Source organism: Variovorax flavidus (genome assembly GCF_030317145.1).
GTDB lineage: Bacteria > Pseudomonadota > Gammaproteobacteria > Burkholderiales > Burkholderiaceae_C > Variovorax > Variovorax flavidus.
Genome location: NZ_JASZYE010000003.1, coordinates 214,254 through 238,585 on the forward strand (window position 1 = coordinate 214,254; position 24,332 = coordinate 238,585).

The 24,332-nt window shown below is 67.3% G+C and carries 21 protein-coding genes; 4 read left to right on the top strand and 17 right to left on the bottom strand.

The window, feature by feature from the left end; genetic code table 11:
- Nucleotides 1–33 precede the first annotated feature (33 nt).
- The 15 genes from QTH90_RS16285 to QTH90_RS16355 all read right to left on the bottom strand — a co-directional run bounded on the left by QTH90_RS16285 (nucleotide 34) and on the right by QTH90_RS16355 (nucleotide 16,786).
- On the bottom strand, nucleotides 34–1,080 hold the full coding sequence (locus tag QTH90_RS16285) for an AI-2E family transporter (protein ID WP_286665607.1): 1,047 nt from the start codon (nucleotides 1,078–1,080) through the stop codon (nucleotides 34–36).
- A gap of 210 nt (nucleotides 1,081–1,290) precedes the next feature.
- Nucleotides 1,291–1,695, bottom strand: a complete 405-nt coding sequence (locus QTH90_RS16290; RefSeq protein ID WP_353506618.1) for a hypothetical protein — start codon at nucleotides 1,693–1,695, stop codon at nucleotides 1,291–1,293.
- Between the two features lie 117 nt (nucleotides 1,696–1,812).
- Entirely contained in the window at nucleotides 1,813–2,199 is a 387-nt protein-coding gene (locus QTH90_RS16295; RefSeq protein WP_286665608.1) for an energy transducer TonB, read from the bottom strand.
- A 55-nt stretch (nucleotides 2,200–2,254) separates the two neighbouring features.
- Nucleotides 2,255–3,283, bottom strand: a complete 1,029-nt coding sequence (locus tag QTH90_RS16300; protein WP_286665609.1) for a class I fructose-bisphosphate aldolase — start codon at nucleotides 3,281–3,283, stop codon at nucleotides 2,255–2,257.
- 85 nt (nucleotides 3,284–3,368) lie between these two features.
- Entirely contained in the window at nucleotides 3,369–4,556 is a 1,188-nt protein-coding gene (locus tag QTH90_RS16305) for a phosphoglycerate dehydrogenase (RefSeq protein WP_286665610.1), read from the bottom strand.
- Nucleotides 4,549–5,631: a 3-phosphoserine/phosphohydroxythreonine transaminase gene (gene serC, locus QTH90_RS16310; protein ID WP_286665611.1), complete on the bottom strand. Its 1,083-nt coding sequence runs from the start codon at nucleotides 5,629–5,631 to the stop codon at nucleotides 4,549–4,551. Before serC ends, QTH90_RS16305 begins: the two co-directional genes overlap by 8 nt.
- A gap of 68 nt (nucleotides 5,632–5,699) precedes the next feature.
- Entirely contained in the window at nucleotides 5,700–7,307 is a 1,608-nt protein-coding gene (locus QTH90_RS16315; RefSeq protein ID WP_286665612.1) for an AMP-binding protein, read from the bottom strand.
- 3 nt (nucleotides 7,308–7,310) lie between these two features.
- A complete protein-coding gene (locus QTH90_RS16320; RefSeq protein WP_286665613.1) occupies nucleotides 7,311–8,510 on the bottom strand; it encodes an acyl-CoA dehydrogenase family protein in 1,200 nt (399 codons plus the stop codon).
- Nucleotides 8,511–8,534: 24 nt separating this feature from the next.
- Nucleotides 8,535–9,665 (bottom strand): acyl-CoA dehydrogenase family protein, encoded by a 1,131-nt coding sequence (locus QTH90_RS16325; RefSeq protein ID WP_286665614.1) that lies wholly within the window; start codon nucleotides 9,663–9,665, stop codon nucleotides 8,535–8,537.
- 47 nt (nucleotides 9,666–9,712) lie between these two features.
- Nucleotides 9,713–10,417 (bottom strand): ABC transporter ATP-binding protein, encoded by a 705-nt coding sequence (locus QTH90_RS16330; protein WP_286665615.1) that lies wholly within the window; start codon nucleotides 10,415–10,417, stop codon nucleotides 9,713–9,715.
- Complete coding sequence (locus QTH90_RS16335) at nucleotides 10,410–11,183, bottom strand: ABC transporter ATP-binding protein (protein ID WP_286665616.1); 774 nt, start codon at nucleotides 11,181–11,183, stop codon at nucleotides 10,410–10,412. Before QTH90_RS16335 ends, QTH90_RS16330 begins: the two co-directional genes overlap by 8 nt.
- Nucleotides 11,180–13,150 carry an ABC transporter permease gene (locus tag QTH90_RS16340; protein ID WP_286665617.1) on the bottom strand — a complete coding sequence of 657 codons (1,971 nt, stop codon included), beginning with the start codon at nucleotides 13,148–13,150 and terminating at the stop codon, nucleotides 11,180–11,182. Before QTH90_RS16340 ends, QTH90_RS16335 begins: the two co-directional genes overlap by 4 nt.
- Before the next feature lie 2 nt (nucleotides 13,151–13,152).
- Entirely contained in the window at nucleotides 13,153–14,418 is a 1,266-nt protein-coding gene (locus QTH90_RS16345; RefSeq protein ID WP_286665618.1) for an ABC transporter substrate-binding protein, read from the bottom strand.
- 22 nt (nucleotides 14,419–14,440) lie between these two features.
- Nucleotides 14,441–15,694, bottom strand: coding sequence for an ABC transporter substrate-binding protein (locus QTH90_RS16350; protein WP_286665619.1), 1,254 nt, complete (start codon nucleotides 15,692–15,694; stop codon nucleotides 14,441–14,443).
- A 189-nt stretch (nucleotides 15,695–15,883) separates the two neighbouring features.
- Entirely contained in the window at nucleotides 15,884–16,786 is a 903-nt protein-coding gene (locus QTH90_RS16355) for a LysR family transcriptional regulator (RefSeq protein WP_286665620.1), read from the bottom strand.
- A 175-nt stretch (nucleotides 16,787–16,961) separates the two neighbouring features.
- On the opposite strand from QTH90_RS16355, the gene QTH90_RS16360 reads away from it, so the two are divergent.
- Nucleotides 16,962–18,026, top strand: coding sequence for a phosphotransferase (locus QTH90_RS16360; protein WP_286665621.1), 1,065 nt, complete (start codon nucleotides 16,962–16,964; stop codon nucleotides 18,024–18,026).
- A 7-nt stretch (nucleotides 18,027–18,033) separates the two neighbouring features.
- A complete protein-coding gene (locus QTH90_RS16365; protein ID WP_286665622.1) occupies nucleotides 18,034–18,720 on the top strand; it encodes a hypothetical protein in 687 nt (228 codons plus the stop codon).
- A gap of 15 nt (nucleotides 18,721–18,735) precedes the next feature.
- On the opposite strand, the gene QTH90_RS16370 is transcribed toward QTH90_RS16365, so the two are convergent.
- Nucleotides 18,736–20,649 carry a 3-hydroxyacyl-CoA dehydrogenase NAD-binding domain-containing protein gene (locus QTH90_RS16370; protein WP_286665623.1) on the bottom strand — a complete coding sequence of 638 codons (1,914 nt, stop codon included), beginning with the start codon at nucleotides 20,647–20,649 and terminating at the stop codon, nucleotides 18,736–18,738.
- A 134-nt stretch (nucleotides 20,650–20,783) separates the two neighbouring features.
- Between QTH90_RS16370 and QTH90_RS16375 the strand changes: the two genes are divergently transcribed.
- Nucleotides 20,784–21,269 (top strand): MaoC family dehydratase, encoded by a 486-nt coding sequence (locus tag QTH90_RS16375; protein WP_286665624.1) that lies wholly within the window; start codon nucleotides 20,784–20,786, stop codon nucleotides 21,267–21,269.
- Nucleotides 21,270–21,311: 42 nt separating this feature from the next.
- Complete coding sequence (locus QTH90_RS16380) at nucleotides 21,312–22,556, top strand: acyl-CoA dehydrogenase family protein (RefSeq protein ID WP_286665625.1); 1,245 nt, start codon at nucleotides 21,312–21,314, stop codon at nucleotides 22,554–22,556.
- Between the two features lie 6 nt (nucleotides 22,557–22,562).
- On the opposite strand, the gene QTH90_RS16385 is transcribed toward QTH90_RS16380, so the two are convergent.
- On the bottom strand, nucleotides 22,563–24,224 hold the full coding sequence (locus tag QTH90_RS16385; protein WP_286665626.1) for an AMP-binding protein: 1,662 nt from the start codon (nucleotides 24,222–24,224) through the stop codon (nucleotides 22,563–22,565).
- Nucleotides 24,225–24,332 lie beyond the last annotated feature (108 nt).

Sequence of the window (24,332 nt, forward strand, 5' to 3'; positions counted from 1 at the left end):
GCGGTCGCCTGCAACGCGACCAAAGTGGGGTTGTCAGGGCTGGCCGTTGCGCGACAGGAGCACGGCGAAGGGCCGGGTGCCGGGAAACTCCGAGAAGATGATCGTCAGCATCGCGGTGATCGGCACCGCCAGGAACGCGCCCGGCACGCCCCACAGCGCCACCCAGACCGCGAGGCTCACCAGGATCGCGAACGGGCTGAGATTGAGCGAGTTGCCCATGACGTACGGGTCGATGAAGTTGCCGATGACGAACTGGATGACGGTCAGCCAGAGCAGGATCGGGACGACGTGCGACGCATCGCCGAACTGCGCGATCGCCATCGCGCCGGGCAGCAGCACGCTCAGGAACGAGCCGATGTACGGGACGAAGTTCAGCAGCACGATCATCACCGCCCAGAACGGCGCGAACTCCAGCCCCGTGAACCGCATGACCGCATAGCTCAGCACGCCGAGCAGCACGCCGAGGAAGGTCTTCAGCGCGAGGTAGGCGCCCACTCTGGAGTTGATGTCGGCAATCACCTGCTTGATGCGCTGCGCATGCAGCGGGCTGCTCGCGATGCTGGAGATCTTCGCGTCGAGATGGGTTCGTTCGACGAGAAGGAAGCAGGCGTAGAGCGCCACGATCACCACGCTCGCGAAGATCGACGACACGGACGACAGCGCCGAGCCGACCAGTCGCTGAAGGCTCACCTGCGCAAGAAAGTCGCGCCGCAAGGTGGTCCATGTCGGCTCCGCCTCGACGTGGAAGAAGACCGCCACTTGCTGCACCGCCGCAAGCAGCGATTCCTGGTAGCGCGGGGCCTGGGCGATGACGCTGTCCTTGTTCGCGAGGATCGTGTAGACCACCATGAACAGGCCGAACGCGATGATGAGCACCGAGAGGATCGAAATGACGAAGGGCGGAAGCCTCGGCCCGACCAGCGGGATCTTCGCGATCAGCCGCGCGAGGCCGAGGATCACGTACACCACGAAGACGCTGAACATGATCGGAACGAACACGTCGCGCCCGATGAAGCAGATCCAACCGATCATCAGCGCAATGGCCGTGCCATACACGAAGGTTTGAAACCGGTGGTTCATCTTGAGTGCAGCTCCGCGGGTCGGGCGAGGCCGGGGTCGGCCATGCCAAGGCGGGCTCATCTTATGTGAAGGGCCGTCAGCAGCGGATCTGCCGGGCCCGTCGGTGACTCACCGGTTTCCGCGAGTTGCAGCCCGCGAAGTACAGGCCACCATGCGCTCCTTAACAGAATGTAAGCGGCGCGCGATGCGCCGGTGGCACCCGCATCCGCTTCAAAGGTCCTCGATGACCAGCATGCGATAGCGCTGCGCCATGGAATAGGGGCCGCGGCGCACGACCTCCATCATCCGTTCGGCCGCTTCCTCGTCCGGCGTCTTCACCAGCAGCCCGTGGTGCCCCTCCTTCGCCAGCTTGGTGTAGGCGCGCACAGTGGCGCCCTCGGTGCCGGCAGAGGGCAGCGGGTCGTCGGCGTCGCTGACGGTGGGCGTGATCTGCGAAAGGATCGCCGCCGGGGTCAACAGGAAGACCTCGCTGTCATCGAGACGTGTGCTCAACTCCGTGCCGACCGACACCGCCGTGGCTTCGTCCGGGAACATCACCATCGAATAGCCCGTGGGGTAGAAGGTGCCGCCGATGGTGGCGATCATCGAAGGGTCGAGGCTGAATGAAGTCAACATGACGGGTCTCTGGTTGTGTGAGAGCCTTCATGCTGCTTCGGCCGGGCAGGCCCCCGGGTAGGAATAGCCCGGCATCGCGCGACGGCCGCCGCCAGACGTGCCCCGAGAAGAGGCCGCCTAGTTGAGCGTCTGCTGCGGGGGTGGCGACGTGATGAAGAAGCGCATCGGCACCTCCCGCCAGACCACGCTGCCATCGTCGGGCGTCGGCTTGAACTTCCACTTCCAGACCGTCTCGGTGGCCGAGCGATCCAGGCGTGCGTAGCCGCTCGATTGCTTGACCTCGACGGCTGTCGGCTGGCCTCCCGGCGTGGTCCGCACGCGCAGGAGCACCATTCCCTGCTCACCCTTTTCGCGCGATTCGGCCGGATAGGGCGCGTTCGGGTTGGGCGGGTTCGGCGCCCATTCGCCAGGTTGCGCGCCGGGCGTCGCCGCGCAGCCGACCAACAGCGCAGCGGCGCCGCTCAAGACAATTGCCCTGCCGGCTTTCCAATTCCAGGTTTGCATCGAAGTCCTTTTGGCCTGCCCCAATACGGGCGCGCGTCGATGCTACCCGGCAAGCTCAGCGTGCTTCGGAACTCTCCATGCCCGCGTCGTACTTCCCTTCGCTGGCCGCACCGTTGAGCCGCGCACGCTTGCGCAACGCATCCTGCGCCTGGCGCGCCTGATCGGCCTTTCCCTGCCAGGCCTGCAGCGCGGGATCCTGCAAGGCGCGCCCATAGGAAAAGCTCAGATTCCAGGGCTGCGGCCCCAGCCGGTTCAAGGCGTCCAGGTTGGCCGTCGCTTCGGCAGGGGACTGGCCTCCCGACAGGAAGTTGATGCTCGGCACCGCCGCGGGCACGGTGCGCCGCAGCACGCGAAGGGTTTGCGCGGCCACTTCCGCCGGCGTCGCCTGCTGCGCGTGGTCCTTGCCGGGCACCACCATGCTCGGCTTGAGGAGCATGTGTTCGAGCACCACGTGGTGCCGGTGCAGCGCATGGAACACCTCGTGCAGCACGTCCTGCGTCACTTCGGCGCAGCGCGCCATCGTGTGGTCGCCGTCGATCAGCACTTCCGGCTCCACGATGGGCACCACGCCCTGCTCCTGGCACACGGCCGCGTAGCGCGCAAGCGCCTCCGCGTTGGCTTTGATCGCGGCCCGGCCGGGCAGCGCATCGGAGACGTTGTAGACCGCGCGCCACTTGGCGAAGCGCGCACCCTGCTGCCTGTAGCCCTGCAGGCGTTGCGCCAGACCGTCCAGCCCCAGCGTGATCTCATCGCCCGGCGCCAGAGCCAGCGGGATCTTGCCGGCATCCACCTTGATGCCCGGCACGATGCCCTGCCGCGCCGCCAGTTGCGCCAGCGGCTCGCCATCGTCGGCACGCTGGCCCAGCGTCTCCTCGTACAGGATGACGCCGCTCACGTGCTCGCCGAGTTTCGGCGTCGAGAGGAGCAGGCTGCGATAGGCGCGCCGGTTGTCCTCGGTGGATTCCACGCCGATCGACTTGAATCGCTTGGCGATGGTCGGACCGCTTTCGTCGGCGGCGAGGATGCCTCTGCCCCTCTGGACCAGCGCTTTGACTGTGGCTTCAAGTTCGCTCGAATTGGCCATGGTGCATCTCCGTTCGGGGCGGCCAGTCTCCTGCCGGCACGCACTTGGACGCAAGTGCCCCTTCCGGCCGTGATGCCAAATGGGGCTAGTCCGTCGCGCGCGGCAGGTAGCGCGCCGACAGCACCCCGTCGATGGAGGCGATGTCGGCCAGCACGGCCGCGCTCACCGCGCTGTCGATATCGACCAGCGTGTAGGCCATGTCGCCGCGCGACTTGTTGACCATGTTGTGGATGTTCAGCCCGGCATTCGCCATCGCGGTGGAGATCTGCCCGAGCATGTTGGGCACGTTGGCGTTCGCGATCGCGACACGGTAGGCCGATTCGCGGCCCATGCTGACGCTCGGGAAGTTCACCGCATTGGCGATGTTGCCGTCCTCCAGGAAGTCGCGCAGCTGGTCGGCGACCATGACCGCGCAGTTCTCCTCCGCCTCGCGCGTGCAGGCACCCAGGTGCGGCAGGCACACGATTCGCTCATGCCCCAGCAGCGCCGCACTGGGAAAGTCGCACACATAGCGCCCCAGTTGCCCCGCAGCCAGCGATGCCAGCACCGCCTCGTTGCTGACCACGCCCTCGCGCGAGAAATTGAGCAGCACCGCGCCGGGCGGCATCAGGCGGATGTTGTCCGCATTCACCATGTTGCGGGTCGCGTCCACCAGCGGCACGTGCAAGGTCACGAACTGGGCGTTGCGCAGCACGTCCGCCACGCTGGCAGCCTTGCGCACCTGCGACGGCAGGCTCCACGCGGCATCGACGGTGATGTCGGGGTCGTAGCCGAGCACGTTCATGCCGAGCTTGATGGCCGCGTCGGCCACCAGGCAACCGATCTTGCCTAGACCCGCGATGCCCAGCGTCTGCCCCGCCAGCTCGAAGCCGGCAAAGGCGCTCTTCCCGTTCTCGACCGTCTTCTCCATGTCGGCGCGTCCCGGTCCCAGCTCGTCGACGAAGCGCAAGGCGCCCGAGAGATTGCGCGCGGCCATCAGCATCGCGGCCACCACCAGTTCCTTGACGGCGTTGGCGTTGGCGCCCGGTGCATTGAACACCGGCACGCCGCGCTCGCTCATGGCCTTGACCGGAATGTTGTTGGTGCCCGCCCCGGCGCGGGCGATGGCCCGCACGCTGTGCGGGATGTCCATCGCGTGCATGTCGGCCGAGCGCACCAGCACCGCGTCGGGTGCCGTCACGTCCTTGCCCGTCACGTAGCGATCGGCCGACAGGCGCTGCAAGCCTCGGGCAGACACCTCGTTGAGCACCAGGATCCTGAGCCGGTCAGCCATGGCTGACCTCGAACTCCTTCATGTACTCGACGAGCGCCACCACGCCTTCGATCGGCATGGCGTTGTAGATCGACGCCCGCATGCCGCCGACCGACCGGTGGCCCTTGAGCTGCACCATGCCGCGCGCCTGCGCCCCCTTGAGAAAGGCCTCGTCGAGCGACTCGTCGCGCAGCTTGAAGGGCACGTTCATCAGCGAGCGGTCCTCGCGCGCCACCGGGTTGTAGAAGAAGGAAGTGGTCTCCAGGTGGTCGTACAGCACCGCGGCCTTCTTGCGGTTGTGCGCCTCCATCGCCTTCAGCCCGCCCTGCGCCTTGATCCAGTTGAACACCAGGCCGGCGATGTAGATCGTGTAGGTCGGCGGCGTATTGAACATCGAGTCGTTGTCGGCCTGGATCTTGTAGTCGAAGGCGGAGGGCGTGATGGGCAACGCCTGCCCGATCAGGTCGTCGCGCACGATCACCATGGTGACGCCGGCTGGCCCGACGTTCTTCTGTGCGCCCCCGTAGATCAGCCCATAGCGGCTCACGTCGACCGGGCGCGACATGAAGTTGCTCGACATGTCGGCCACCAGCGGCACGTCGCCGGTGTCGGGCGTCCAGTGGTATTCGACGCCGCCGATGGTCTCGTTCGAGCAGATGTGCACGTAGGCGGCGTCGGGGTCGAGCTTCCAGGTCTCCCGAGGGGGCACGCTGGCGTAGCCGCCCGCCTCGCTGCTGGCGGCCACGTTGACCTTGCAATACTTCTTGGCTTCCTTGATCGACTTCTTCGACCATTCGCCGGTGTCGATGTAGTCGGCGCTCGCGTGGCCGCGCAGCATGTTCATCGGCACGATGGCGTTCTCGCCGATGGCGCCGCCCTGCAGGAACAGCACCTTGTAGTTCGCGGGCACGCCCAGCAACTCGCGCAGCAGGCGCTCGGCCTCGGCGTGGATGGAGATGAACTCCTTCCCGCGGTGGCTCATCTCCATGACCGACATGCCGCTGCCTCGCCAGTCGAGCATCTCGTCGGCCGCCTGGCGCAGCACGGATTCGGGCAGCGTCGCGGGGCCTGCGCTGAAGTTGAAGACACGCGTCATGAATGAGTCTCCTGGAAATGGCGAGGAAGCTCGCCATTCGACAGGACGCCGACGCAAAAAGCAACGGCTTACGTCGCCGACTCCCGCAGCAGCCGGCGCAGCACCTTTCCGGTCCCGCTGGCCGGCAGCGAATCACGGAGCTCCACCTGGCGCGGCACCTTGTAGTGCGACATGTTGTCGCGCGCCCAGCGCAGCAGCTCGTCCTGGTCGAGACCCTTCGCGCCCGGCACGACGAAGGCCTTGATGACTTCGCCCTTGTCGGCGTCGGGCACGCCGATCACCGCCACCTGCCCCACGTCCGGGTGCAGGATCAGGATGGACTCGACCTCCTCCGGGAAAACACTGAAGCCCGACACCTTGATCATCTCCTTCACGCGCCCGATGAAGGTGAGGTAGCCCTGGTCGTCCATCTTGCCGATGTCGCCGGTGTGGACCCAGCCGTCGCGCAGGACCTCCGCCGTGGCGTCGGGCCGGTTCCAGTAGCCGTGGAACACGCCCCGGCTCCGCACGGCGATCTCGCCCGTCTCGCCGGTCGGAAGCTCGCGCCCATCGGGGCCGAGGATCTTCAGCTCGACGCCACGGCCCGGAATGCCGTTCGTTCCCCACCGCACCGCGTCGCGCGGCATGAGCACGTCGTTGGTGTGCGTCTCCGAAAGACCATAGCCCGCCTCGTACACCAGGCAGTCGTTGGCGAAGGCGCTCCAGCGTCGCGCCAGCTCCTCGGTCAGCTTGATGCCGAAGCTCGTGCCCATGGTGGTGTGCAGCGAGGACAGGTCGAAGCGCTCCGCGCCCGGCTCGTTCATGGCGGACACCAGCATCGGCGCCATCGCATACCACCAGCTCACGCGATGCCGCTCGATGGCCTGGAGCACCGCCAGCGGGTCCATCCGGTTGAGCAGCACCACCGTCGCGCCCGTGTAGGCCAGCATCGTGACGCCGCAGATCATGCCGGCGATGTGATAGAGCGGCGCCACCGCCAGCATCACGTCCTCGTTGCGGATGCGGAACATCTCCTGCCCCACGGCCGTCTTGTAGAGCGCATTGCGATAGCTGAGCATCGCCCCCTTCGGCATGCCCGTGGTGCCGGAGGTGTAGGTCATCAGCGAGACGTCGTCCATCGACAGCTCGACCGCGGGCGCGACCGGGTTCGCAAGAGTCACGACCGCGTGGAAGTCGATCGTGCCGTCCGGTAGCGGCCGGCGGGCCGCGACGTCGTCGGGCACGCGCAGGCTGGGCGTCTCCGGCAGGAAGTCCGCATAGCGCACGCTGAAGACGTGCGGCACCTTCACCCGGTCGGCCACCGACTGCACGATCGGCACGAGATGGTCGGCCACCACGATCGCCTTGGCACCGAGGTCGCCCACCTGGTAGGCGAACTCATGCGCCTTGAACATCGGGCTGCACGGACTGACGATGGCGCCGAGCTTCTGGATGCCGAAGTGCGCGACCAGGTATTGCGGGCAGTTCTGCATGAAGAGCGCCACGCGGTCACCCTTCGACACGCCGCGCTCGTGCAGGGCCTGCGCGAAGGCGTCGCTGCAGCGGTCCAGCTCGGCATAGCTGATCTCGCGGCCGTACCACACCAGCGCCGTCTTGCCGGGCTGGCGGTGGGCGTGCCCGCGCAGGTACTCGTGGAGGGGCTTCTCGCCCTGGAGGTAGTCAATGTCGTCGTTCATGTTCTAGAGACCCAGCGCATGCTTGGCCATGATGTTTTTCTGAACCTCGGTGCTGCCGCCGTAGATGGTCATCGCGCGGCAGAAGAGATAGGTCGCGACCGGCCCGAGCGCATGCGCCGGCCCGATCAAGGCGTCGTCGTTGTGGCCGAAGAGCGGGCCGGGCTGGTAGCGCAGCGCATCCGGGCCACTCGCCTGCACCAGCAGTTCGGTGATGCGCTGGGCGATCTCCGTGCCGCGAATCTTGATGAAAGACGACTTTCCCGGCCCGGCCGGCGCACCGGCATGCATGTCCGAGAGCGTGCGCAGCAGGCCGATCTCCAGCGCCTTGAACTGCACTTCCACCGCGCTCACCTCGGCCATGAACGACGGGTCGTCGGCCAGCCGCCGACCGTCGCTGCGCACTTCCGACGCCACCCGGCGCAGCTTCTGCAGCTCCTGCGTGATGAAGCGCAGGTTGGCGTTCTCCACGCGCTCGTGCTCCAGCAGGAACTTGGCATAGGTCCAGCCGCGGCCCTCCTCGCCGATCAGGTTGCGCTTGGGCACCCTCGCGTCGTTGAAGAAGACGGCATTGAGGTAGTGGCGCCCGTCCATCATGCGGATGGGCTGCACCTCGACACCCGGCGTCTTCATGTCGATCAGCAGGAAGGAGATGCCCTGCTGCCGCTTGGCCTCGCGGCCCGTGCGCACGAGGCAGAACATCCAGTCGGCATGGTGCGCGAAGGAGGTCCAGATCTTCTGGCCGTTGACGATGTAATGGTCGCCGCCGTCCTCCGCCGCCGTCTGCAGCGCGGCCAGGTCGGAACCCGCGCCGGGCTCCGAATAGCCCTGGCACCACCACACCGACGAGTCGCGGATCGCGGGCAGGTGTTCGGCCTTCTGCTCCGGCGTGCCGAAGGTGTAGATCACCGGGCCCACCATCGCCGGCCCGAAGACCTGCAGCTCGGGGCAATGCATCTCCCCGGCGATGCGGTTGAAGATGATGGTCTGCATGGCGCTCCATGCCTGCCCGCCATGCTCGCGCGGCCAGGCACCGGTGAACCAGCCCTTGCGCCCGAGGATCTTCTGCCAGCGCATGTAGTCGTCGCGTTCGAGGTGCCGGTCGAGCCGCACCTTCTCGCGAATGTCCTGCGGCAGCTCGCGCGCGATGAAGTCGCGCACCTCCGCTTCGAAAGCCCGCTCTTCAGCCGAAAGATTCAGGTCCACGCCGTTCCTTTCTGCTCGTCGGGGTCAGGCGTGCGCATGGCGCTGCAGGTGCCAGCTCATGTCGCCGAAGGTGACGCCGATCATCGACAGGCGCTTGAAGTAGTGGCCGACGGCGAGCTCCTCCGTCACGCCCATCGCGCCGTGCAGTTGCACCGCCTCCTGCCCGACGCGGCGCGCGGTGCGGTCGATTTCGATCTTGGTGGCCGACAGCGCCTTGCGACGCACGGCCGGGTCGGCCTCGCCGAGCATCAGCGCACCGTACAGCGCCATGGAGCGGGCCTCGTCGAGCGCGATGTACATGTCGACCATGCGATGCTGCAGCGCCTGGTTGGTCCCGATCGGCCGGCCGAACTGTTGCCGCGTCTTGAGATAGTCGAGCGTCATGTCGACCAGCGTGCTCATTGCGCCGACGGCTTCCGAGGCGATGGCGGCAATGGCCTGGTCGATCACGAGTTCCAGCGCCGGGTAGGCCGCGCCCTCTTCGCCCAGGCGCCGCGAGGCATCGACGCGCAAGCCTTCGAGCACGAGGTCGGCCGCCCGGCTGCCGTCGTGCGTGGCATAGGGGCGCACTTCGAGGCCCGGCGCCCTGGCATCGACGACCAGTGCGGTCAGCCCGGCGCTGTCGGACGACTCGCCGGAGGTGCGCGCGATGACGACGTGGAAATCCGCCACGCCGCCGCCGTGCACGAAGGACTTGCGCCCGTCGATGCGATAGCCCTCGCCCTCGCGGCGTGCGGTGGTCTCGCAGTGCGCGAGTTCGTAGCGCGAGGCCGGTTCCGCGTAGGCCAGCGCCAGCTTGTGGGCGCCGGTCATCATCGGCTGCAGCCATTCCGCCTTCTGGCCGGTGCTCCCGAGCGCGGACAGCACGCCGCCCGCGAGCACGACATTCGCCAGGTAGGGCTCCAGCAGCAGGCCGCGACCGATGCCTTCCATCACGATCCCGGTGTCGGTCGCGTCACCGCCGATGCCGCCGTCCTCCTCGCTGAAGGGCACGGCGAGCCAGCCGAACTCGGCGTAGCTGCGCCAGCAGCGCTCGTCATGGCCGCTGTCGCTCGCGACCAGCTTTCGGCGGTGCGCGAAGTCGTATTCCTCTCGCACGAAGCGCTCGACGCTCTCGCGCAACTGGTTCTGTTCGGGGGTGTACTGGAGATCCATGGAAGCCTGGAAGTTGACGTTGAAACGATGAGGATTCGGACGGAGGCTCAGAGCGCGAGGTAGCGCTGCTGCACCTGCGGGTTGCGGTCGAAGTGCTCCCAGTCGCCCTCGAACACCACGCGGCCGGTGTCGATCACGTAGACGTACTGGGTGCAGCGGCGGGCGAACCAGATGTTCTGTTCGCACAGCAGGAGCGCGACATTGCCTTCGGTGCAGGTCCGCACGACGTCGCGCGCCATCTCCTCGACGATGATGGGCGCGAGCCCTTCAGTCGGCTCGTCGAGCAGCAGCAGGCTCGGGTTCGCGGCCATGGCACGCGCCACCGCCAGCAACTGCTGCTGGCCGCCGCTGAGCTGGCCGCCGTAGCGCTGCTGCAGCGGCGCCAGCATCGGGAAGCGGGCAATGATGTCGGCCACCGGCACGGCCGGCCGCGTGGGCGAGGCCCCGTAGCGCGCAATGGCAATGTTCTCCGCTACCGTCAGGTGCGTGAAGATGCGACGGTCCTCCGGCACCAGCGACAAGCCCATGCGGGTGCGCTGGTGCGTCGGCACGCCATGCAGGTCCTTGCCGTCGAAGCGCAGGATGCCGCGCACGCGCGGGCCGGCATTCATCACGCTCTTCAGCAGCGTCGACTTGCCCGCGCCGTTGCGCCCGAGCAGCGCGACGCGCTGGCCGGCCTTCACCGAGATCTGCGCGCCGAGCAGGATGTGGCTGTCGCCGTAGAAGGCGTCGAGTTCGCGGACTTCAAGCACCGACCATCTCCTTGCCGAGGTAGACCTCGCGGACCTTCGGATCGCCACGCACTTCGTCGACCGTGCCGGTGGACACGACCTCGCCGTAGTTCATGACCATGATGCGGTTGGCCAGCCCGAACACCACGTCCATGTCGTGCTCGGTCATCACGACGGTGATGCCGCGCTCCTTCTGCGTGCGCGAGACCAGTTGCGCGATGTCGGCGCGGTCGCTCGGCGACATGCCGGCGGTCGGCTCGTCGAGCATCAGGATGGTCGGCCTGCCGGCCAGCGCGATCACGAATTCGAGCCGCTTCTTGTCGCCGTGCGACAGGAAGCGCGCCGCCTCACCCGCCAGCGAATGCAGCTTGACGTCTTCGAGCAGCGCCATCGCCTCGTCCCGCACCTCGCCCGATGGCGCGCAACGCCAGCGGGAGCCCAGCGGTTCGCGGCGGTACTGCCGGCGCGCCTCGACCGCCGCGATGACGTTGTCGAGCACGGTGAAGTCATGAAAGACGCGCGCGACCTGGAAGGTGCGGCCAAAGCCTTCCCGCACGCGGTCGTGCGCCGGCATGCGCGTGACGTCCTTGCCGCCGAAGTGGATGGTGCCGCCGTTGGACGGCACCTCGCCGGTCATGACCTTGAACATCGTGGTCTTGCCGGCGCCGTTCGGACCGATGATGGCGAAGACCTCGCCGGCAGCGACCGACAGGCTCACGCCGTGCAGCACCTCGATCGGCCCGTAGTTCTTGCGCACGCCCTCGACGCGCAGCAGCTCGGTGCTCATCGCGCACCTCCCGCTTCGAGCTTCGCGACGGGGGACACGCGCGCATCCTTGACCGGCTCCGCTGCCGCCGGTGCACGCGGCCTGCGGCCCCACAGCCGCTCCTCGACATTGCGCCAGAGCCCGACCGCGCCATTGGGTGCCAGCAGGATGATGGCGAGCAGGCCGGTGCCGACGATGAGTTCGGACAGCCCGACCAGCGTGCGCGTCGCATAGGTGATGGTCGCGAAGAGCCCTGCGCCGACGACAGGCCCCCAGAAGGAGCTGACGCCACCCAGCAGCGTGTTCAGCATCGGCTGCGCGGACGCCAGCCAATGCACCTCCTCGACCGTGACGATGCGCGACCATGGCGCATAGAGCGCGCCGGCCACGGCGGCGACCGCGCCCGAGATGACGAAAGCGGCGAGCCGGTAGCGCGCGACGTTGGTGCCCATGAAAGCGGCGCGCTCCGCGTCCTGCCGCACGGTCTGCAGGGTGCGGCCGAAGCGGCTGTGCAGCAGCCACCACAGGAAGCCGGTGATCAGCACGGTCGCGACCAGCAGGAACCAGTAGTACGCGTTGGAGCTGGCGAGATCGATGCGGAACACGCCGAAGTCCAGCGCGGGGCGCGGGATGTCGGTGATGCCGTCCTCGCGGCCGAGGAAGGTCGAGAAGCCGATGATGAGCCGGAGGGCCTCGGCCAGCGCCACCGTCAGCACCGCGAGGAACACACCGCTCATGCGTCGCAGCGCCAGCACGCCGATGACCCACGCCGCGATCGCTCCCAGCAATGCGGCGCCCGCGAGCACGCCGAGAAAGGGCACGCCCGCGATGTGGCGCAGTGCCAGCGCCGCGAGGTACGCACCGATGGCGAAGAAGCCCGCGTGCCCGAAGGACACCAGCCCCGTGTAGCCGAACAGGATGTTCCACGACAGCGCGAAGATCACCTGGACCAGCACCGTGCCCACCACATACAGCGGGCCGGCATTGACCCACAGCGGCAGGGTGGCCAGCACGCCGACCGTGGCCACGCCCAGCACCTGCCATGCACCGCGCGAAATCCTCGGGCGATGCAACGCACCCGAGCCATGGGACTCGGCCCCCGCCTCGGCCTGCGCACCGACGGCCGGGAACAGTCCGCTGGGCTTCCACAGCAGGAAAGCGGCCAGCACCACATAGATCGCAAGGCCGGGCACCGACGGCAGCAACACCGTGTTCAGGCTCTGCACCAGCCCCAGCACCAGCGAGCCGATGAAGGCGCCGCGGATGTTGCCGAGCCCGCCGATGATCACGGCGAAGAAGGCGTACATCAGGTAGGAATCACCCAACCCGGTCGACAGGCTCTGGTTCGGCAGCAGCAGGCCACCCGCGAGTCCGGCAAGGAAGAAGCTCGCCATCACGCTCAGCGCGATGCCGAAGGACACGTTGAGCCCGAGCACACCCGCCATCCACGGGTCGGCCGCGAGCGCCTGCATCAGCTTGCCGAACCACATGCGATGGATCGCCAGTTCGAGCACGATGTACACCACCAGCCCCGCCGCGATCACGAAGATCTGGTAGGCCGAGAAGAACATGCCGAAGGGATTGAGCGGCTGGTCCAGGCCCGGCGGCGGGTTGACCGAGAAGAAGTCCACGCCCCAGATGAGCTTGGTGACGCCCGTGCAGACCATCATCAGCGCGAAGGTGGCAATGAGCACGTAGTGCGGATCCACGTTGCGCAGCCGGCGCAGCACCAGCCGGTCGGTCACCAGTCCGAGCAGCGCCACGACGATGCCACCCACCAGCGCGGCGAGCAGGAACATCCACAGCGACTGCACGTCACGTCCCATCACCGAATAGGCGGTGTACGCGCCGATCATGAAGAAGCCGCCCTGCGCCATGTTGAGCAGGCGCATCAGGCCGAAGATGAGCGTCAGGCCCGCGGCGACCACGAAAATCGCCATGCCGAACGCCGCGGCATTGAACACCGCGAACATGAGTTCGTTGACCACGCTCAGCCCTCGTACTTCTTGCCCGGTGCGGCGGGTTCGACGATCTCGGTTTCGTCCAGGCGGACCACCTGCTCCAGCCCATAGCCCGGCGCGGCGTCGCGCGCACCGATCTTGGCGAAGTAGAAGGAGCCGATGCCCTGGTGGTCTTCCTTGCGGATGCGGTAGGGGCCGGCGGCCGTGTCGAACTGCAGGCCTTCGAGCGCCTGGATCACGGCGTCCGTCTCGGTCGAGTTCGCCTTCTTCACGGCGTTGAAGATCGCGAGCGCCGAACGGTGCGAGGCTTGCACGATGCCCGGCACGAAGGGCGTGCCGGCGACCTTCACGATGTACTCGCTCAGGTCCTTGCTCACGGGGAACTGGCTCTTGAAAGGCTCCAGTTCCGGCGCCCAGAAGGTCACGCCCCACAGGTTTTGCGGCGTTGACTTCTGCATGGCCTTGGCGATCATCAGTTCCGTGCCGGCTTCGCCGATGACCTTGAATTTCTTGTCCATGCCCACCGCCCTGCCCTGCTGCAGCAAGCTCACGCAAGGCGCCGCGGTGAGGCCGATGAACAGGCCTTCGGCGCCCGAGTTCATCAGGTTGTTGATCTCGATCTTGTAGTCGGCCTTGTTGAGGCTCGCGAACACGGGCTCCATGACCTTGACCTTGCGCCCCGCCTTGGCGGCGGCCTGCTCGACGCCGGCCTTGAAGTAGCGCGCCACGTCGCGGCCGTTCTCGCTGTCGGGCGCGATCACGGCCCAGGTCTGCACGTCGGCGAACCTGGTGGTCATCAGGTTGCCGATCCCGCCGTAGAGCATCAGCGCGTTCGACGACAGGCGGAAGAAGTTGCGGCTGAAGTTCTCGTGCGTCACCGACATCACGCTCGGCGCGGGTGCGACCACCACGCTCTTGAGTTCGCCGAGGATGGGCGCGATCGCCAGCGCCATGGGCGACTGGCCGGCTCCGATGGAGACGTTGACGCCCTCGCCCGCCAGCTCGCGCACCGCGCTCACGGCGCCGGCGCTCGTGAACTTGTCGTCGCGCACCACGATCTCGATCTGGCGGCCGAGCAGGCCGCCGTTGGCATTCCACTGCAACTGGGCGGCCTTGATGCCGTTGAGCCAGGCGGCGCCTGCCTCGGCCCCGATGCCGCTCATCGGCAGCATGGCGCCGATCTTGACCGGCGTGCCCTGCGAGTGCGCGAGGGAGGAGAACCGCGTGCCGGCGGCGCCCAGCACGGCGGCTGCGCTCGCGGCCTGGATGAGGGTTCGGCGATTCAGTGATGTCATGGTTGTGTCTCCGCGTTCACGCTCACATCGAGATGGCTTTGCCGGGCGATGGCGGCTCGGCCACGTCGGCTTCGTTGTAGGCAATGGCATCGACGATGCCGTAGCCCGGATCGGCCTCACGCGCGCCCACCTTGGCGATGTAGGCGGTGCCGAGGCCTTGGTGGTCTTCCTTGCGCACGTGGTAGGAGCCCACCGCGGTGTCGAAGGTGAGGCCCTCCAGCGCGGCGATGACGGCATCCGTATCGGTGCTGCCGGCTTTCTGGATGGCGTTGAAGAGCCCGAGCGCGCAGCGGTGACTGGACTGCACGATGCTCGGCGGATTCTTGTCGCCGGTGAGCTTCACGTAGCCGTCGTAGAGCGGCGTGCTCAGCGGGTTGCGCTTTCCGGCTTCGGTGCCCGGCACCCAGTAGCTGATGCTCCAGAGATTGGCGGGCGTGGATTTCTGCATCGCCTTGGCGATCATCAGCTCGGTGCCGGCGTCGCCGATGACCTTGAACTTCTTGTCCATGCCGACCGAGCGCCCCTGCTGCAGCAAGCTGATGCACGGGGCGGCCGTGAGCCCGACGAACAGGCCCTGCGAGGGTGCGTTCATGAGGCTGTTGATCTCGACCTTGTAGTCCGACTTGTTGAGGCTGGCGAACACGGGGTCGAGCACCTTCACCTGGCGCCCGGCCTTCGCGGCCGCACGCTGCACGCCGATGGTGAAGAAGCGCGCCATGTCGCGGCCGTTCTCGCTGTCGGGCACGATGCACGACCAGGTCTCCACTTCCTTGAAGCGGTCGGTGAGCATGTTGCCGATGCCGGCGAAGGCGATGTAGGCATTCCAGGACAGGCGGAAAAAGTTGCGCTGGAAGTTCTCGTGCGTGAGCGACATCACGGTCGGGCACGGCGCGACCATCATGGCCTTGAGTTCGGGGAGGATCGGCGCCGTGGCCAGCGCCATCGGAGACTGGGAGCCGCCGATCAGCAGGTTGACGCCGCTGCCGGCCAGTTCGCGCGCCGCCGCGACGGCGCCGGCGCTGGTGAACTTGTCGTCTCGCACGACCAGCTCCACCGGCCGCTGGAGCACGCCGCCCTTCGCGTTCCATTGCTCGGCGGCGACTTTCGCGCCTGCCAGCCAGGCCGCGCCGGCTTCGGCACCGATGCCGCTCATCGGCAGCATCACGCCGATCCGCACGGGGCCGGCCTGGGCCCGTGCGGATTGCAACGCAGGCAGGCCCAGCACGCCAACGGCAGCGGCGGTGGACTGGAGGAAGTGGCGCCTCTTCATGGACATCGATGTCTCCTTCGTTGACGCTCCGGGAACTCCGTTGAGCGATATTTGTTATAACAGATGTCAATTTACGAGCGTGCACAAAAAGACGTACTGGCGTAAACCCTCATGCGAAACATTCAGGCGAGCGCGAGCACGGCGCGAATCGACTGCGCCGGAACTTCCGGGAGGACGGGGAAGGCGCCGCCGCGCTCAGCGCACGCAGCAGCGCATCAGCACCGAGCGCAGCCAGCGGTTGGCGGCGTCGTTGTCGGTGCTGGCATGCCAGTACATGTAGGCATCCATCGAGGACAGCGGCACCGGGAAGGCCATCACCTGGTTGCCGAACTGGCGGTTGGCCATGTGCGCATAGCTCTCCGGCATCGTGAGGACGAGGTCCGTCTCCGACACCGTGCGGCAGGCCGCGAAGTAGAACTGGCATCGCAACGCGACCTGGCGCTGCACGCCCATGCGGCGCAGCTCGATGTCCTCGAAACCCGGCCCCTGGCGCCGCGAGGTCACGAGGATGTGGCGCTGCGCGAGGTAGGTGTCGAGGTCCACCGACCCATGGATGGCGGGATGCCCCTTGCGGGCCACCACGGCCATGCCGTCGACGCTGATGCGCTTGACCTTGACGGCATCCGACAGGGGCAGCAGCACGTCCACCGCCACATCGAGCGTGCCGGCCGCCAGCTCGCTTTCGAGGCTGCGCCGGTTGGCGCGCACGCCGGAGACCTCGACCTCGGGCGCCTCGATGGCGAGGGCGCGCATCAGCGGCGGCATCACCGTCGATTCCATGTAGTCGCGCAGGCCGATCACGAAGCGCTTCTTCGCGATGGCCGGCTCGAAACTCTGCGTGTCGTTGAGCAGCGAGCCGATCGACTGCAGCGAGCCGCGCAGCGGATCGATCAGGCGCTTGGTGAGCGGCGTGGGCACCATCTTGTGGCCCTGCCGCTCGAAAAGGGGGTCGTTGAACAGGTCACGCAGCCGGGCCAGCGCATGGCTGATGGCGGGCTGCGTCAGGTGCAGCTTTTCCGCCGCCTTGGTGATGCCGCCTTCGGTGTAGATGGTGTCCAGCACCACGAGCAGGTTGAGATCGACTCTCGAGATATGCATTCGCTGTATCCAGGTCCATTCCAAGCGTTCATTGGCTTGCGCGCACCGGTGCCCTTAGGCTGTCTCCCGAGAACGCGCACCATCATGCCGCGAGTTGGCCCGTGCGCGCATTCACCGAGGAGACAAGCCCCATGATCCCTTTGATTCACCCGCGGCCGCGCGGCCCCCTTGCCCCATGAGCGACGAGTTCAGCGGAACCACGGCAGTCCAGGAGCGGCAGCGCTTCGACGAGGCGTCCCTTCGGCGGTGGTTCACATCGCATGTCGACACCGGTGCGGGCAAGGGCTTCCGCGTCTCGCAGTTCAAGGGCGGGCAGTCGAATCCGACCTTCCTGGTCGAGGCCGGCCAGCGCCGCTACGTGGTGCGGCGTAAGCCATCGGGCGAACTCCTGCCCTCGGCCCACGCGGTGGACCGGGAGTTCCGGGTCATGAAGGCGCTGGCCGACACGGACGTTCCGGTCCCGCGCGTGCATGCGCTGTGCGAGGACGACACGGTCATCGGCACGTCCTTCTACGTGATGGACTACGTGGACGGCCGCATTCTCTGGGACCCAAAGCTGCCGGACGCGAGCAATGACGAGCGCACCCGCATCTGCGACGACATGAACAGGGTGCTCGCCGCGCTGCACGAAGTCGACGTCCAGGCCGTGGGCCTTGGCGACTACGGCCGCACCGGCAACTACATCGAGCGCCAGATCGCGCGCTGGTCGCGCCAGTACCGGTCGAGCGAGACCGAACGCATCGAGGCCGTGGAGAACCTGATCGAGTGGCTGCCGCGGCACATGCCGCCGGAGACGGCGACACGCATCGTCCACGGCGACTTCCGGCTCGACAACCTCGTGTTCGCGCACGATGCGCCGAGAGTCGTCGCCGTGCTCGACTGGGAGCTGTCGACCCTGGGCGACCCGATGGCCGACTTCGCCTACCACTGCATGGCATGGCAACTGCCGCCGCCGTTTCGCGGGCTCGGCGATCTCTCCCGCGTGCAACTGGCGGCGCTGGGACTGCCGTCCGAGGAACGCTACCTTGCGCGCTACTGCGAACGCCGGCGCCTCCCCGCGGTGACGACGGCGGCTTGGCGCTTCTACACGGCCTTCAATCTGTTCCGCGCGGCAGCCATCGCGCAGGGGATCATGGGGCGGGCCCTGGCGGGCAATGCCTCGAACGCCCATGCGCTGGAGGCCGGGAAGCAGGCCCGGCAGCTGGCGGAGCTGGGCTGGCAACGCGCCGCGCAAGGCTGATCCCCGGATGCCGGCCGCGCTGCAATCGCCCTCCTTTCGCGGACTCCGGCTCGCGGGTGATGACGACGGTGCGGCGGCATCGGTGTTCGAGCGGGTCTTTGGCGCGCCGGCCATGCGCGCGGAATCCTCGGGCGGGCCGCGCTTCCTGTTCGATGACCAGTGGATCGAGATGCGTGCCGCGCACGACGCTGCCGTGGACCTGCGGTGCGATGACCTCGACGCACAGCGCACGCATCTGCAGCGGCTCGGCATCGAGGCGCTCGACGGTTCGGCGCTGGGCTGCACGCCCTGCCTGCGGCTCGACGCCATGGACACAGGCGCCTGCACGGTCGATCTCCGCGAGCACTCCCTCGTGAACGACCGTCCCTCCGGGGACTGCATCGCGCGCCTGTGCGGCCTGGAACTGGCGGTGCGGGCACCTGAGCGCGTGGCGCTTCACTGGACTCAGCTTTTCCACGCACAGCCCTGCCGCGATGCCGACGGCGTGCCCTCCTTGAAGCTGGGCCCTTTCAGCCTCCGCTTCGCCTCGGCCCCAGACGGGCGCACGGGCGTGACTGCGCTGGATTTCGTCACGACCGCATTCGACGCGCTGGTCCGCAATGCGTCATCGCAAGGCTTCAACGTGCAGGGCGAAGCCCGTCATGCCGCGTTCATGGCACTGGGCATCGCGTTCCGGCTTCGACCGGATACATAGAAGCCCGAGCGCAGATCAGCTGAACGACTTGCCTTCGGCCACCAACTTCCGGATCAGCGCCGCGGGCTGCCAGAAGCTCGCGTCGTCTCGCGGGTTCCTGGCAAAGCGCTTCATCGATTCGGCCACGTTGTACAGGCCCACCTGGCTCGCGTAGTGCATCGGGCCGCCGCGCCAGATCGGGAAGCCGTAGCCCGTGAGGTACACCATGTCGATGTCGCCGGACCTGGAGGCGATGCCATCTTCGAGGATGCGAGCCCCTTCGTTGACCAGCGCATACACCAGACGCTGCACGATCTCTTCGTCGGTGATCTGGCGCGGCGCGACGCCCGCCTCCTTGCGCCGGACCTCCCCGTCGGCAACGTGGCCCATGCGGAACGGCCCCATCGCGAAGCCGAACTTCTCGATGGCCTTGTCGACCTGTTGCGGCGTCGCGCCTTCGTCCAGCAGGAAGCCGGCCTGGCGCGAGTACTGCTCGATCATGCGGTTGCCGATGAAGCCGTCGCACACGCCGGAGACGACCGCGGTCTTCTTGATCTTCTTGGCCGTGGACATGACGGTGGCGAGCACATCCTTGGCCGTTTCCTTACCGCGCACCACTTCGAGCAGCTTCATCACGTTGGCCGGGCTGAAGAAGTGCATGCCGACCACGTCCTGCGGACGCTGGGTGAAGGCGGCGATCTTGTCGACGTCGAGCGTGGAGGTGTTGGAGGCCAGGATGGCGCCGGGCTTGGCCACGCGGTCGAGTTCCCTGAAGACCTTCTCCTTGACGCCGAGTTCTTCGAACACGGCTTCGATGATGAGGTCGGCATCCTTCAGGTCGTTGTAGTCGAGCGTGGTGCTCAGCAGCGCCATGCGTTGCTCGTACTTGTCCTGCTTGAGCTTGCCCTTCTTGACCTGGGCTTCGTAGTTCTTCTTGATCGTGGCGATGCCGCGGTCGAGCGCTTCCTGCTTCATCTCGAGGATCTTCACGGGGATGCCCGCGTTCAGGAAGTTCATCGAGATGCCGCCGCCCATGGTGCCGGCGCCGATCACGCCGACGGCCTGGATGGCGCGCCGGGGGGTGTCTTCGGGCACGTCGGGAATCTTGCTCGCCGCGCGCTCGGCAAAGAAGGCGTTGCGAAGTGCGGCGCTCTCCGGCGTCCACACGAGTTCGGTGACCGCCGCGCGCTCATAGTCCACGGCCGCGTCGAAGCCGAGGCGCACCGACTGCGCCACGCAGTCCAGACAGCGAAGCGGCGCGGGATAGTTGCGCGAACTGGCCGCGACCATGTTGCGCGCGAACTGCAGGTACGCCTCTGCGTTCGGGTGCTCGACCTTCAGGTCGCGGGAACGCGGCAGCGGCCGAACGTCCGCCCTGGCATGCGCGAGCTCAATGGCTGCTGACACCACATCGTCCGGAACGATCCGGTGGAACAGCTTCTGCGACGGCATCGCGGCCAGCACATCGCTCATGACGGTGTCGCCGGTCACGATCATGTTGAGCGCCGCTTCGAGGCCGATCAGGCGCGGCAGGCGTTGCGTGCCGGTGGCGCCGGGCAGGATGCCGATGCGGACCTCCGGCAGCGCGACTTGCGTGCCGCCTTGCACGACACGGTAGTGGCATCCCATCGCGAGTTCGAGGCCGCCCCCCATCACGACGCCGTGGATCGCTGCCACCACCGGTTTGCTGCAGCCTTCGACGAGGCGGATCACATCGACCAGATCGGGCGCCGTCGTCGCCTCGGGCTTGTTGAACTCGCGGATGTCGGCGCCGCCGCAGAATGCACGGCCTTGCCCCGTCAGCACGATCGCGCGGATCGCGGGGTCGTCCTGCGCGCGCGACACGGACTCCGCGATGAAGCGGCGGTTGCCCAGCCCGAGGCTGTTGACGGGCGGGTTGTCCATCGCGACAACGGCAATGCCGTCGCGCACCTCGTAGCTGGCTGTCACGAATGTTCCTTTCGAAGCGGATGCGAAGCGATGTTCCCGCACGCGCGATGAGGCCGCATCAACAAGCCGCATGCGGCGGATGAAAAGCCTTCATGCGCCGGGCCTCTCGGCGCGCCCGAGTCGAGGCACCATCGATGCATCACCATTCCCGCCTGTGCGCCATGCCCCTCCTGAATCGCGACAACCTGCAGCAATACGTCGGCCAATCGATCGGCACCTCATCCTGGGTCGAGGTGCCGCAGTCGCGCATCGACGCCTTCGCGGACTGCACGGAAGACCGCCAGTGGATCCATATCGACGTGGATCGCGCGAAGCGTGAAAGCCCGTTCGGCGCGCCGATCGCACACGGCTTTCTCACGCTCTCGCTGCTGCCGATCACCTCCTACGAACTGCTGGGCGGTCTGAAGCCCACCAAGTCGGTCAACTACGGGCTCGACAAGCTGCGCTTCATGTCGCCGGTGGCGGCGGGTTCGCGCGTGCGCAACCACATCAAGCTGCTGGCCGCCGAGCCCCGCGAGGACGGCTGGACGCTGCTGCGCACGGAGAACACCGTCGAGATCGAAGGCCAGCCCAAGCCCGCGCTCGTCGCCGTCTCGCTGGGCCTGTTCTCCTGGGCCTGACCCCCATCCTTCCTTCACCCATCCTTCACTGACGCCGACACCATGCAATTCGAATACACGCCCAAGGTCCAGGACCTCCGCACCCGTCTGCTCGCCTTCATGGACGAGTACATCTACCCGAACGAGAAGCGCCGCGAGGAAGAGGCCCACCAGTCCTACCTGAACGCGCAGAAGGGCGGCAGCTACACCACGCTGCCGCTGATGGAAGAACTGAAGCCCAAGGCGCGCGCCGCCGGCTTGTGGAACCTGTTCCTGCCCGAAGCCGGCCACGGCGCCGGCCTGACGAACCTCGAATACGCACCGCTGTGCGAGATCATGGGCCGGCGGTACTGGAGCGCCGAGGCCTTCAACTGCAGCGCGCCCGACACCGGCAACACCGAGGTCATCGCCCGCTACGGCTCGCCGGAGCAGCAGGAGCGCTGGCTGCGCCCGCTGCTCGACGGCCAGATCCGCTCGTCCTTCGCGATGACGGAGCCGGCCGTCGCCTCGTCGGATGCCACCAACATCGAGTGCAGCATCCGCCGCGATGGCAACGACTATGTGATCAACGGGCGCAAGTGGTACATCACCGGTGCGATGAACGAGCGCTGCAAGCTCTTCATCCTCATGGGCAAGACCGACCCGGACAACGCCGACCGGCACCGCCAGCAGTCGATGATCATCGTGCCGCGCGATACGCCCGGCGTGACCGTGCTGCGCGACATGGCGCTCATGGGCCACTACGACGCGCCCTTCGGCCACCCGGAGGTGCTGTTCGACAACGTGCGCGTGGCGGCGTCGAACCTGCTGCTGGGCGAAGGCCGCGGCTTCGAGATCGCGCAGGGCCGCCTCGGGCCGGGGCGCATCCACCACTGCATGCGCATGATCGGCATGGCCGAGTCGGCGCTGGAAATGATGTGCGAGCGCGTGGTCTCGCGCGTGGCCTTCGGCAAGCCGCTGTCCGAGCAGGGCGTGTGGCGCGAGCGGATCGCCAAGGCGCGCATGCTGATCGACCAGACGCGCTGGATGGTGCTGCATGCCGCCTGGCGCATGGACACGGTCGGCAACAAGGTGGCGGCGAAGGAGATCGCGATGATCAAGGTCATCGCACCGAACAACTGCGTGCAGGTGATCGACGACGCGATGCAGGCCTTCGGCGCGGCCGGCCTGAGCCAGGACACGCTGCTGACCTCGTTCTACGCCTATGCGCGCCACCTTCGCGTGGCCGACGGCCCGGACGAGGTGCACCGCAACGCCATCGCCAAGCACGAGCTGGCGGGCTATCGCGCACCGGCCGCGGCGCGCTGAGCCGGCTCAGTTCACCGCCATCGAGGCGGCAGGGTCTCGCAGCATCCGCCGCAGCAGCTTGCCGTTCTTCGATGACGGCAGGCCGTTGCGGAAGATCACGGTGCGCGGCACCTTGTAGTGCGACATGTGCTGCAGGCACCACTCGATGATCTTCTGGTCGGCCCGATCGGTCTGCTGCCCGGCGCGAACGCGGGCCGCGGCCTCGTCCTTCAGCACGACATAGGCCTGCACGGCCTCGCCCCGGTCCGGATCGGGCAGGCCGACGACCGCCGCCTGCCGCACGTCGGGATGCATGGCGAGGATGGCCTCGACCTCTTCCGGAAAGACGCTGTAGCTCCACACCTTGATCATTTCCTTGGTGCGGCCGAGGAAGGTCAGGTAGCCCTCGTCGTCCACCACGCCTACGTCGCCGGTGCGCAGCCAGCCGTCGAGCTGCATGGCCTGGGTCGCCTCGGGCTGCAGCCAGTAGCCCTTGTACTTGATGGGGCCGCGCAGCAGGATCTCGCCGCGCTGGCCTGTGGGCAGGTCGCAGCCGGTCTCGGTGTCGACGATGCGCAGCTCCACGCCCGGCGCCGGCTTGCCGTTGGTGCCCCACTTGATCGCGTCGGGCGGCATCAGCGTGTCGCAGGTGTGCGTCTCGCTCAGGCCATAGCCGGCCTCGTAGACGAGGCAGCCGTTGGCAAAGCGGCTCCAGCGTCGGGCGAGCGATTCGGTGAGCTGCACGCCGAAGCTGGTGCCCACCGTGGTACGCAGCGAGGACAGGTCGTAGGTCGCGGCGTCATCGCAGGCCATGGCCGACGGCATCGAAGGCGCCATGGTGTACCACCAGGTCACGCCGCAGGCCTCGATGGCCTGCAGCACGGCCGTCGCGTCGAAGCGGTGCAGCAGTACGACGGTCGCGCCGCAGTAGATCGGCAGCGCCAGGCCGGTCATCATCCCGGAGATGTGGTGCAGCGCGACATCGGCCAGCATCACGTCGTCGGTGCCGAGCCGGAAGCTGTCGGCGCTCACCGCGGTCTTGAAGAGCGCGCACTCGAAGCTGATCATCGCGCCCTTGGGCAGGCCGGTGCTGCCCGAGGTGTAGGCCATGAGGGAGACGTCGTCCATCGCGATGGTGTCGACCGGCGTGAAGGCGTCCGCCTCGGCCAGCGCATCCGCGAAGTCGATGACGGCGCCCGGCAGCGGCGGCGCCGGTTCGTGCCGAAGACGGATGTTGGACGGCACGTCCATCGCGAGGGTCGCCGGCAGCATCTCGCCGTAGCGCACCGCGAAGACATGCGCCACCGTGCGCATCACGCTGGAACCCAGCACGACCTTGAGAAGCTCCTCGCCCGCCACGATGGCGCTGGCGTCCAGCTCGGTCAACTGGTGTTCGAGTTCGTAGGCCTGGGCGTCCGGGTTGCAGGGGCTCACGATCGCGCCGAGCTTCTGCACGCCGAAATGCGCGATGAGGTACTCCGGACAGTTGTGCAGGAAGAGCGCCACCACGTCGCCCTGCCCGATGCCCCGGTCGCGCAGGCTCTGGGCAAAGCGGTCGCTCATGTCGTCGAGTTCCGCGTACGAGATGCGGCGCCCGTACCAGATGAGGGCGGGCTTGTCGGGCGTGCTGCGGGCGTGCAGGCGCAAATACTCATGCAGCGGCTGAGAGCCGTGGCGGTAAGCGATCATGCTGACGTGTCTCCGAGGCGGTCTGCTCGTCCGGGTTCGGCCCGCGCTGCGGGGCGCCCGGTGTGTCCACGATCATGCGGCCTGGCGCCGGAAGCAACAAGCGAAGGT

Excerpts from the sequence above, each read along its gene's own strand:
- QTH90_RS16285 (WP_286665607.1), bottom strand. The coding sequence starts at position 1,080 with ATGAACCACCGGTTTCAAACCTTCGTGTATGGCACGGCCATTGCGCTG.
- QTH90_RS16290 (WP_353506618.1), bottom strand. The coding sequence starts at position 1,695 with ATGTTGACTTCATTCAGCCTCGACCCTTCGATGATCGCCACCATCGGC.
- QTH90_RS16295 (WP_286665608.1), bottom strand. The coding sequence starts at position 2,199 with ATGCAAACCTGGAATTGGAAAGCCGGCAGGGCAATTGTCTTGAGCGGC.
- QTH90_RS16300 (WP_286665609.1), bottom strand. The coding sequence starts at position 3,283 with ATGGCCAATTCGAGCGAACTTGAAGCCACAGTCAAAGCGCTGGTCCAG.
- QTH90_RS16305 (WP_286665610.1), bottom strand. The coding sequence starts at position 4,556 with ATGGCTGACCGGCTCAGGATCCTGGTGCTCAACGAGGTGTCTGCCCGA.
- serC (WP_286665611.1), bottom strand. The coding sequence starts at position 5,631 with ATGACGCGTGTCTTCAACTTCAGCGCAGGCCCCGCGACGCTGCCCGAA.
- QTH90_RS16315 (WP_286665612.1), bottom strand. The coding sequence starts at position 7,307 with ATGAACGACGACATTGACTACCTCCAGGGCGAGAAGCCCCTCCACGAG.
- QTH90_RS16325 (WP_286665614.1), bottom strand. The coding sequence starts at position 9,665 with ATGGATCTCCAGTACACCCCCGAACAGAACCAGTTGCGCGAGAGCGTC.
- QTH90_RS16335 (WP_286665616.1), bottom strand. The coding sequence starts at position 11,183 with ATGAGCACCGAGCTGCTGCGCGTCGAGGGCGTGCGCAAGAACTACGGG.
- QTH90_RS16345 (WP_286665618.1), bottom strand. The coding sequence starts at position 14,418 with ATGACATCACTGAATCGCCGAACCCTCATCCAGGCCGCGAGCGCAGCC.
- QTH90_RS16350 (WP_286665619.1), bottom strand. The coding sequence starts at position 15,694 with ATGTCCATGAAGAGGCGCCACTTCCTCCAGTCCACCGCCGCTGCCGTT.
- QTH90_RS16355 (WP_286665620.1), bottom strand. The coding sequence starts at position 16,786 with ATGCATATCTCGAGAGTCGATCTCAACCTGCTCGTGGTGCTGGACACC.
- QTH90_RS16360 (WP_286665621.1), top strand. The coding sequence starts at position 16,962 with ATGAGCGACGAGTTCAGCGGAACCACGGCAGTCCAGGAGCGGCAGCGC.
- QTH90_RS16365 (WP_286665622.1), top strand. The coding sequence starts at position 18,034 with ATGCCGGCCGCGCTGCAATCGCCCTCCTTTCGCGGACTCCGGCTCGCG.
- QTH90_RS16375 (WP_286665624.1), top strand. The coding sequence starts at position 20,784 with ATGCATCACCATTCCCGCCTGTGCGCCATGCCCCTCCTGAATCGCGAC.
- QTH90_RS16380 (WP_286665625.1), top strand. The coding sequence starts at position 21,312 with ATGCAATTCGAATACACGCCCAAGGTCCAGGACCTCCGCACCCGTCTG.
- QTH90_RS16385 (WP_286665626.1), bottom strand. The coding sequence starts at position 24,224 with ATGATCGCTTACCGCCACGGCTCTCAGCCGCTGCATGAGTATTTGCGC.